This window comes from candidate division WOR-3 bacterium (assembly GCA_039804165.1).
Classification (GTDB): domain Bacteria; phylum Hydrothermota; class UBA3072; order UBA3072; family UBA3072; genus JAFGHJ01.
This window is the reverse complement of record JBDRZZ010000042.1, coordinates 1-6,268: the sequence shown is the minus strand read 5'-3', so window position 1 is coordinate 6,268 and position 6,268 is coordinate 1. Positions and strand designations below refer to the sequence as shown.

Here is a 6,268-nt window from a genome sequence, read left to right as displayed (position 1 = left end):
ATAATAAAACATATATCTTCCTTTCATTGTTTGTCTTTAAAAGGAGGAGATTTATTTTAACAATCATTGCAACTCCTTAATTCTTCTAACCAACAATTTTTAGGTTTATATTTAAATCTACCCTCTTTATCCCCAGAACCTCCACAAAGTGTCCACCTGCTTTGGATTTAACAAGGACAAGAAAATACCCCTTGACTAAAATTCTTTTTTTTGTATATTTTTATATAAATAAAAAGGCGGATGGTGCCTAAACAAACCTTAAAGGAGGTATGTTTATGCGGAAGATTTTAGTAATGTTAATGCTGATTTTTGCAGTTGGTCTTTTTGCGCAAATTCCTGCTGGGACAAAGTCAATTACAGTTGTTAGCGGAGCGGTTGGAGATTTCTTGGATGATGATGATAATCTTCTAGATGATGAGATTGTTTATGAAGCTGGAGTAGAAGCTGGTTATTTTGTAATTAATGGTCTTGAGATAGATCTTCTTCTTGGAATAGTAGGTTCAACCGCGGAAGGAGCAGAAGTAAATTTTACAGTTGGTCCAAAGGTTCTCTATCACTTCCCAATAACTCAGATGCTTGGTGTTTATGGTGGCGCAGGATATGAATATAATAGTGTAGGCGATGGAATTTCAAGCATTCCTGCAGAGGTAGGTGGAGAGCTATTCTTAACCCAGAATAACGCAATAAGAGTGGGCCTTGGGTTCACCTATTACATCACAGAAGGCCTGGGAATGGAACTTGGAGTTAAACTCGGAGCAGTTCACTATATACCGTAAGGAAGGACAGAATTAATTAAATTTTTATGGCACCATCTGTCCTTTTTATAAAAAAGCGGAAAGAAAAGTTCCGTTTTTTATTTTTAATATTAATAAAACGCAAAATTTGGAGAATAAGGAAAGAGAATTTCATAATTTTACCACTTTAATGATATTACCGATTTAACTGAGAAAAACCTTGACTTTTTTATATTATAGAATATTTTAGAAATATCTTAAAAAGGAGGTTATATGAAGAAGTTAATTTTGTGGGTGATCTTATTGTTTGGAAGTGTTTCACTATTAGCAGGTCCATTAGGTCTTGGAATTGGAATCCATGGAGGAGTAGAATTAATGGTCCCTGAGGGAGAAGATTCTGAAACCGAAACATATCCTGCTATTGGTGGCTTAATTGAGTTTTCCCTTCCTGGTATTCCAATTGGACTGCGTGGAGATTTTGAATATTCATGGAAGAGCTTCGAGGGAGATGTCAAGAATACTACGATGTTGATTTTGCTTAGTGGGCAGTATAATTTAGTTCTTCCTGGAGCGCCTATGAGTTTTTATGCTGGAATCGGTGGAGAAATGGCAATATCAGGTGCTGACCTCCCGGATCCACTACCGGATCCAGAGAACGAAACCGATTTTGGTTTCCTTGCCTACGCTGGAGCGAATTACAGTGTGGGTATTGTTAAAATTTTCGCCGAGGTGGGCTACGGAATGATCTTCTCAGATCCATCTCTTACTCACATTCCTCTTAGAGGAGGAATAAAACTTAGTCTGTAAAAAAGAAATTTTAAAACGAAAAGGCGTATCTTTAAAGATACGCCTTTTCGTTTATAGGTTTATCTTACCTCAGATTTAATAATCCCAGTTTTTTCTTCCTCCTTATTCAACATTTTCATTCCTTCTAAGTATCTTTTTATTACTTTGGTAGTAATGGGAGCTGCATGAGCACTCCCATGCCCCGCATTTTCTACAACTGTAAAAACCACGATCTCTGGATCTTCAAAAGGAGCAAACCCAACGAAAAGAGAATGGTCTTCTCCATGAGGATTTTGAGCAGTTCCGGTTTTTCCCGCAACCATTATATTTTCTAATCTCGAACGATAAGCAGTTCCCTTTTGTGTATTTACAACATTTTTCATCGCCTCTTTTACAAATTCTAAGTTTTCTTTGGAAACTGGCAGTTCTATTTTTTTTGGCTTAGATCTTGCAACTGTGTTGCCTTCTCTATCCTTAACTTCTTTTAAAATATGAGGATTGTAAGTCCATCCTCCGTTTGCAACTGCAGAGAAAAAAGTAACTCCTTGTATTGGAGTTATTAGAACTTCTCCTTGACCAATTGCGAGGTTGGCAAGAACCCCTTTGCTCCAACCTCTTCCTCCATATTTTTTGTTATACCATTCTCTTGTTGGGAAAAATCCTATTCTCTCTCCAGGTAAATCAATCCCTGTCTTCTGGTTAAATCCAAGCTTCTTTGTATAATCTGCTATCAATTCAAGACTCATAAGCATTCCCACCTGGTAGAAATATATATCACAGGACTGAATTATTGCATCTATGAGTCTTAAAGTTCCATGAGGTTTCCAACAACCAAAATAGCGATTACCAATTCTCAGGATACTATCACAAGGGTGAAAAGTGCTTTCTTTATTGATTAGCTTATTCTCTAAGGCTATTAATGTTGTCCAAATTTTCGCTATAGACCCTGGAGGATATGCTCCTGCAATAACCCTATCCCAAAGAGGTGATTTTTCATCTTCTCTAAGACTATCCCATTCTACCTTAGAAATGCCTTCTGCAAATCTATTTGATTTATATCCTGGTTTTGAATAATATAAAATAATCTCTCCATTTTTTGGATTCATTGCAACACAAGCCCCGCTTTGATACTCTGAAAAAAGAGAATCTACATAAATAGTGAGAGCCTTTGAAACTGTAAGGTAAACATCATATCCTTTCTCAGAAGTCTTTCCATATGATTCATCGAAGCTTTTTACAACTACTCCTCTTGCGTCAACCTCGTAAATGAAAGCTCCTCTTTCCCCTCTCAGAAAATCTTCATACTGTAACTCAACCCCCTTTTTCCCAATAACATCTCCCCTCATATAATCTTTCCCTAAGAGTTTTAACTCCTCTTCAGTTATCTCTCCAGCATAACCTATTAGATGGGAAAAAACTCTATCATTTTCGTAAAAACGCACAGGCTCTGTAATTAACCTTACTGAAGGGAATTCTTCTTGTTTTTCTATTATTTTTGATGCAATTTCAAAAGAAACCCTTTTAATCTTACAACTGCTAAAATTCGGGTTTATCCTTCTTGCTATTTCTTCCTTATCCATTTTAAAAATATCGCATAATTTTTCTATTTCTAAAGAATGAATTTGACGAGGATATATTGTGAGGGAAAAAGAGGGTCTGGAATCAGCAAGAATATCCCCTTCTCTTGAAAGAATCCTTCCCCTTGGTGGCAATAATATTTCCCTTCTTATTCTGTTTCTCTCGGAAAGAGTTCTATAGTAATCTTTTTGGATTATTTGAAGCTGTAATAATCTTAGGATCAAAACAAAAGCTAAAGAGATAATTAATATTTTTGGTGTTTTCATTTTCTTTTATTTATAAAAAAGAGAATTACAAAACCAATAAAGATGTTAAAAATGACCTCAGGGATTAAATCTGTAAAAATCTTATAAAATATTATTTTTGCATTCCTTGCCTCTATTAAACTCTGGACAAGTCCAAAAAAGAAAATAAAGGAACCAAGTAAAACAAGAGAGTTAAATTTAAACTTAAAAATTTTTTTCTCAATTTCACTTAATACAAAAACCATTGAAGTAAAAAGAAAGGGGTAAGTCCCAGTTAGAACAGAAAGATTAATTTCGTATAAAAAACCAAGAAAAAAAGCAACAAAAAGCGCCCAAATGGGTCTCCAGTACAATGTTAAAAAGTAAAGAAGAATAACTATGGGTTTCGCTGAAATCCCATCTCTCGGAGAAATAAGAGAAGGATTTAAAGAAAGATAAAGAGCAAAGAACGAAAGTAATATAAATACCAAAAATTTCATTTTTTTAAAATGAACACAAATTCTAAATTCTCAAGATCTTCAAAAGGTTCTACTTCTACTAAAAGCGAATAATCGTTTCCTGTTTTACTTATATAAGAGACAACTCCAATGGGTAATCCCTTAGGGAAAACAGAACCTTCCCCTGATGTAACAAGAGTGTCCCCTTTCTTAACGTCTGCAAATTTAGGGATTCCCTCTACAAAGAACTTTCTATTCCATTTGAGTATTCCTCTAATCTCTTTCCTCGTTGTTTTTACCGAAACCGCAGAATTGTAGCTTTTTAGTGTTTGAATAATAGAAGAATTCTCTCCGACTTTCAGAACTTTACCAATAACACCTTTAAGCCCTATTACAGGAGCGCCTACTTCAATTCCTGAGAGAGAACCCTTTTCAATACTAAAAGAGAGATTTATTTCCCAAGGGCTTTTATTTTCAATTTCAGCCGGGATTACCTTTTTAGGATAGGTATTTTTAAATTCTAAGATTTCTTTTAATTTTTCGTTCTCTTTTTTTAACTCTCTATAAAGTTGACTTTCATAGGAAAGAGTCCCTACCTTAAATAAAAGTTGTGAATCTTTAAAATTCTTCTTTTTTGGAAAATCAAAAAAAAGAACTTTAAAATTGCGAGAAAAAATTAAATATATGTTATTCCCCAATTTAAAATTTGTAGCACGATCAATAACTAAAGAAATAATGGAAAGAAATACAAGAAGAAGATAAACCCGAAGGATCTTTTTTTTCATTATGCAGGCTCCATCAGAAGGTTTTTGTATTCTTTAATATTATCCAAAGCTTTCCCAGCTCCTTTTACTACAGACTTAAGAGGGTCCTCTGCAATTGTCACTTTAAGATCCGTCTCTTCCTTGAACATCTTGTCTATATTTCTCAAAAGAGCTCCTCCTCCTGTTAAAAATATACCCTTTTCAACTATATCAGAGGCAAGCTCAGGGGGAGTCTCGGACAAGGCTTTTTTAACTGCATTTTTAATAAGACCCAAGGTATCTTTCATAGCTTCGTAAACTTCATTTGTTTTTATCTTTACTGATTTTGGTAATCCATCTACAAGGTCCAAACCACTTATCTCCATTTCCATCTCTTCTTTTTCTTCAACTGGAATAGCAGAACCAATTCTTTTCTTTATTTCTTCAGCAAGAGCCATTCCTATTGCCATATTATATTCATTGTATAGATAAGTCTGAATTGCCTCATTTAATTCATCTCCTGCAATTTTTATAGAAACCTTATTCACTATCCCAGAAAGAGCAATTACTGCCACCTCAGTTGTCCCACCACCAATATCAACAATCATATGTCCTGTTGGCTCTTCTACAGGAAGATTCATCCCCAAAGCCCCAGCTATTGGTTCTGCGATTAGTAAAACTTCTCTTGCTCCCGCCTCTTCTAAGGCATTTACAACAGCCTTCTTCTCCACGGGGGTAATCCCGGAAGGAACAGCAACTAAAACTTTTGGACGGATAAATATTTTTTTCTTTTGAACTTTTTCTATGAAAAACCGGAGCATACTCTCAACCATTTTAAAGTCAGCTATCACCCCATCTTCAAGAGGTCTTGAGATTATAATATCTTCCGGGGTTCTCCCAATCATTTTGAGCACTTCTTTCCCTGCAGTAATTAAGGCGCCAGTTTTTTTGTTATATGCAACCATCGAGTTTTCATCAAGGACAATCCCATCACTTTTTGTATAAATCAGAGTGTTTGATGTCCCAAGGTCAATAGCCATATTTGAACTCTCAAGATTCAACCATTTAAACAAGAATTTTAATTTCATTTATCCTCCCTTTTTGGATATGCTAATATAAAGGAAAAGTTATGTCAAGAGGTAATCTATGTCAATATGTGAACTTAAAAGAGCTGATTTATAGCCTAAGGAGGTTTTGAGATTATGAACGATGGATTTTATAAAGTTTTAGAAAAATAAAAACTAAGTAAACAATCTTTAAAAGAAAATAAAAAATCACCTGAAGCAACCCAAGTAAAATTGGAACTTCAGGTGATTTTTTACAAAGAACTCTTACTTTGTAGGAGCAGCTTCTTCAGCTGGAGCAGCCTCTTCAGCTGGAGCAGCCTCTTCTTGAGCTGTTGTATCAACCTGTTCTTGTGGAGCAGCTTCTGGAGCAGTCTGTTCTACTGGAGTTTGTTCTTCTACTTTTGCAGCAGAAGATTTCTTGCAATAAAAGCCCCCCACTAATAAAATTAAACATAATATGAAAGCAAGTCTCCTCATTGCTTTATCCTCCTTTCTGCTATTTAAAAAGTAAATATATATTTTTTTCTTCTTTTGTCAAGGCTTATGATTTTCTGACAACCCCCCATTTTTTTCATAAAGACACCTCCATTTCGGGAAAGAGGCTTATAAATTTCGTCTTCTCGTTGGATTCCAACCGTACTCCTCGTCTGAACTGGATTTGAGTGAACCAATAGTTCA

7 protein-coding genes are annotated in these 6,268 nt (G+C 35.1%); 2 read left to right on the top strand and 5 right to left on the bottom strand.

Translation table 11 applies throughout. The features are described from left to right. The first annotated feature begins 275 nt into the window (after window positions 1-275). Together ABIN61_08990 and ABIN61_08985 are read left to right on the top strand one after the other, a co-directional pair. Complete coding sequence (locus ABIN61_08990; protein ID MEO0294337.1) at window positions 276-776, top strand: outer membrane beta-barrel protein; 501 nt, start codon at window positions 276-278, stop codon at window positions 774-776. A gap of 231 nt (window positions 777-1,007) precedes the next feature. Continuing rightward, the gene (locus tag ABIN61_08985; GenBank protein ID MEO0294336.1) at window positions 1,008-1,541 is read left to right on the top strand and encodes a hypothetical protein; all 534 of its coding nucleotides are present in this window, start codon (window positions 1,008-1,010) and stop codon (window positions 1,539-1,541) included. Window positions 1,542-1,600: 59 nt separating this feature from the next. Here ABIN61_08985 and mrdA read toward each other — a convergent pair whose 3' ends face one another. From mrdA to ABIN61_08960, 5 genes are all read right to left on the bottom strand, one after another. Next, window positions 1,601-3,364, bottom strand: coding sequence for a penicillin-binding protein 2 (mrdA, locus tag ABIN61_08980; GenBank protein MEO0294335.1), 1,764 nt, complete (start codon window positions 3,362-3,364; stop codon window positions 1,601-1,603). Continuing rightward, a complete protein-coding gene (gene mreD / locus ABIN61_08975; GenBank protein MEO0294334.1) occupies window positions 3,361-3,822 on the bottom strand; it encodes a rod shape-determining protein MreD in 462 nt (153 codons plus the stop codon). The genes mrdA and mreD overlap by 4 nt, the downstream gene beginning before the upstream one ends. Beyond that, window positions 3,819-4,565, bottom strand: coding sequence for a rod shape-determining protein MreC (gene mreC, locus ABIN61_08970; protein ID MEO0294333.1), 747 nt, complete (start codon window positions 4,563-4,565; stop codon window positions 3,819-3,821). Before mreC ends, mreD begins: the two co-directional genes overlap by 4 nt. Beyond that, on the bottom strand, window positions 4,565-5,611 hold the full coding sequence (locus tag ABIN61_08965) for a rod shape-determining protein (protein MEO0294332.1): 1,047 nt from the start codon (window positions 5,609-5,611) through the stop codon (window positions 4,565-4,567). Before ABIN61_08965 ends, mreC begins: the two co-directional genes overlap by 1 nt. A 243-nt stretch (window positions 5,612-5,854) precedes the next feature. Continuing rightward, window positions 5,855-6,067 (bottom strand): hypothetical protein, encoded by a 213-nt coding sequence (locus ABIN61_08960; GenBank protein ID MEO0294331.1) that lies wholly within the window; start codon window positions 6,065-6,067, stop codon window positions 5,855-5,857. Window positions 6,068-6,268 lie beyond the last annotated feature (201 nt).

Excerpts from the sequence above, each read along its gene's own strand:
- ABIN61_08965 (MEO0294332.1), bottom strand. The coding sequence starts at position 5,611 with ATGAAATTAAAATTCTTGTTTAAATGGTTGAATCTTGAGAGTTCAAAT.
- mrdA (MEO0294335.1), bottom strand. The coding sequence starts at position 3,364 with ATGAAAACACCAAAAATATTAATTATCTCTTTAGCTTTTGTTTTGATC.
- ABIN61_08990 (MEO0294337.1), top strand. The coding sequence starts at position 276 with ATGCGGAAGATTTTAGTAATGTTAATGCTGATTTTTGCAGTTGGTCTT.
- ABIN61_08985 (MEO0294336.1), top strand. The coding sequence starts at position 1,008 with ATGAAGAAGTTAATTTTGTGGGTGATCTTATTGTTTGGAAGTGTTTCA.
- ABIN61_08960 (MEO0294331.1), bottom strand. The coding sequence starts at position 6,067 with ATGAGGAGACTTGCTTTCATATTATGTTTAATTTTATTAGTGGGGGGC.
- mreD (MEO0294334.1), bottom strand. The coding sequence starts at position 3,822 with ATGAAATTTTTGGTATTTATATTACTTTCGTTCTTTGCTCTTTATCTT.
- mreC (MEO0294333.1), bottom strand. The coding sequence starts at position 4,565 with ATGAAAAAAAAGATCCTTCGGGTTTATCTTCTTCTTGTATTTCTTTCC.